At 63.3% G+C, this 2,539-nt stretch carries 2 protein-coding genes and 1 pseudogene; 2 read left to right on the plus strand and 1 reads right to left on the minus strand.

Annotated elements, in window-relative coordinates:
• The first annotated feature begins 519 nt into the window (after positions 1 to 519).
• Together aroC and WBQ77_RS09505 are read left to right on the plus strand one after the other, a co-directional pair.
• Positions 520 to 1,665 (plus strand): chorismate synthase, encoded by a 1,146-nt coding sequence (gene aroC / locus WBQ77_RS09500; RefSeq protein WP_424059974.1) that lies wholly within the window; start codon positions 520 to 522, stop codon positions 1,663 to 1,665.
• Complete coding sequence (locus WBQ77_RS09505) at positions 1,638 to 2,354, plus strand: NAD-dependent deacylase (protein ID WP_424059972.1); 717 nt, start codon at positions 1,638 to 1,640, stop codon at positions 2,352 to 2,354. Before aroC ends, WBQ77_RS09505 begins: the two co-directional genes overlap by 28 nt.
• Here the strand turns inward: WBQ77_RS09505 and WBQ77_RS09510 are convergent.
• Positions 2,351 to 2,539: pseudogene (locus WBQ77_RS09510) on the minus strand (class I SAM-dependent RNA methyltransferase); the annotation flags it as partial. The gene WBQ77_RS09505 and the pseudogene WBQ77_RS09510 overlap by 4 nt on opposite strands.

Here is a 2,539-nt window from a genome sequence, read left to right on the forward strand (position 1 = left end):
CGTGATGGGGCCAGACGACGACCGCGCCGACGCGGGGCCCATTCAAGGGGCGGCCGCGCTTGGCCCAGTTGCGCGCGAGATTGTATTCAGGCCCTCCACCCAGCTGGGTGCGCATATACCAGCCGCACCAGCGCGCGGGCTTTGTCCCCACGCTTTGCCGGCCTCTGCTGGCGGGCTTCACGATCCTCTTTGTTGCGGCGCTAGTCGATGCGGCCTTCGCGAAAGGCGAGGGCAACGAGGCGGCGGGTTTGAGCGTCATCGCGCTCGAGAGAAAGACGACAGTCAACGTCAATAGACATGCATGCACAGCACGCATTGGCGGCTCCTTATTTCAATTGTGTCTTGGGAGGAAGCGGCCGGCGAAGACTCGAGCCTGCCGGCGCGGGAACCCGCGATAGGGGGTAAGCTGAGGAAAATTATGCTGAAAGTGGGCTCGCTCCGTGGCTGACGCGAGCCGTTTTCGTGATCGGATCGACGCTGCCGGATGGACGCTATGGCGAGAAAAGGCTAGACAAAGGCATGTCGCATAACAGTTTTGGACATCTCTTCCGCATCACGACCTGGGGCGAAAGCCACGGGCCCGCCATCGGCTGCGTGGTCGACGGTTGCCCGCCCGGCGTTCCAATCACGCAGGCGGAGATCCAGACCTATTTGGATAAGCGCCGCCCGGGCCAGTCGAAATACACGACCCAGCGCAAAGAGCCCGACACAGTCGAGATTCTGTCCGGCGTGTTCGAACACGAAGATGGCGCGCTGGTCACGACGGGCACGCCTATCGCGCTTCAAATCAGTAATGTCGATGCGCGCTCCAAGGACTATGGGGACATCAAGGACAAGTTCCGCCCCGGTCATGCTGACTACACCTATCTGGAGAAATACGGCGTGCGCGACTGGCGCGGTTCGGGCCGGGCTTCGGCGCGCGAGACGGCGACCCGCGTCGCGGCGGGCGCGGTGGCACGGAAAGTCGTGCCGGGTCTGCGCGTGCGCGGCGCCCTCGTCCAGGTGGGCCCGCACAAAATTGACCGCGCCAATTGGAGCTGGGACACGGTGAACGAAAACCCGTTCTTCTGCCCCGATCCCAAGGCGGCGGAGAATTGGGCCGAATTCCTCGACGAGATCCGAAAATCCGGCTCGTCCACCGGTGCCGTCATCGAGATCGTCGCGGACGGTGTGCCCGTCGGGCTCGGCGCACCGCTCTACGCCAAGCTGGACCAGGACATCGCCTCAGGACTGATGAGCATCAATGCCGTGAAGGGTGTTGAGATTGGTGCTGGCTTCGAGTCGGCCGCGCTCTCTGGCGAAGAGAATGCCGACGAGATGCAGAATGGCCCGCCGGGATGGCCGACCTTTCTGTCCAATCATGCGGGCGGAATCCTCGGCGGCATTTCCACGGGCCAGCCGGTGGTCGCGCGCTTCGCGGTCAAGCCTACCTCGTCGATCCTCAATCCACGAAGCACGATCGACAAGGACGGCAACAACACCGAGGTTGTCACCAAGGGGCGTCACGATCCGTGTGTAGGCATCCGCGCCGTGCCCATTGGCGAGGCCATGATGGCCATTGTGCTGGCCGACCACTATCTGCGTCATCGCGGCCAGACCGGCCAGGACGTGGCTCAAGACGTGGATACGAACCTGGAATGGCTGCCGACCGAATCGTCATCCTGACAGGTGCGGGGCTTTCGGCCGAGAGTGGGCTGGGCACGTTCCGGGGCAAGGGCGGGCTGTGGGACGACTACAATCTCGAAGAGCTGGCGACACCCGAAGGCTTCGCGCGCAATCCAACCAAGGTTCACGACTTCTACAATATGCGCCGGCGCTGGCTGGCCGATGTCCGGCCCAACGCCGCGCATTTCGCGCTTGCCAAACTCGAGCGAGAACATGGTGGCGAAGTCCTGACCGTTACGCAGAATATCGACCCGCTGCATGAAGCCGCCGGAAGCGAGACACTGATCCATATGCATGGAGAATTGGCGCGCGCCCTGTGCGCGGCCTGCGGCGCCAGCCGTTTCTGGACGGAAGACCTCTCGCTCGCGACGGATTGCCCGGCCTGTGGCAAATCCGGCTATATGCGACCCGACGTGGTGTGGTTCGGGGAGATGCCGCAAGAGATGGAACGCATCTATGCAGCGCTCGCGCGGTGCGATCTGTTCGTCTCCATTGGAACAAGCGGTACGGTCTACCCGGCGGCGGGTTTCGTTGCCGAGGCCCAGCGTGCCGGCGCGCATACGGTCGAACTCAATCTCGACCCGTCGGAAGGCGCAAGCCTATTCGCTGAGACGCATTACGGCGCCGCTACGGAGATCGTGCCCGCCTATGTGGAGACGTTGCTGCAGGGCAAGGCGCGGCGCGCTTAGCGCCTCAGATGCACGACCACTTCCACATGGCTCGAGAAGAGGAACTGATCGACGGGCGTCACGCGCGTGATCTGGTAACCCCCGTCGACGAGAATGCGTAAGTCACGGGCCAAGGTACCTGGATTGCACGAGACAGCGACAAGGCACTCCACTTGCGACTTGGCAAACTGCTCGGCTTGGGCGGC

This window comes from Methyloceanibacter sp. (assembly GCF_049590335.1).
In the GTDB taxonomy this organism is placed as follows: Bacteria; Pseudomonadota; Alphaproteobacteria; order Rhizobiales; family Methyloligellaceae; genus Methyloceanibacter.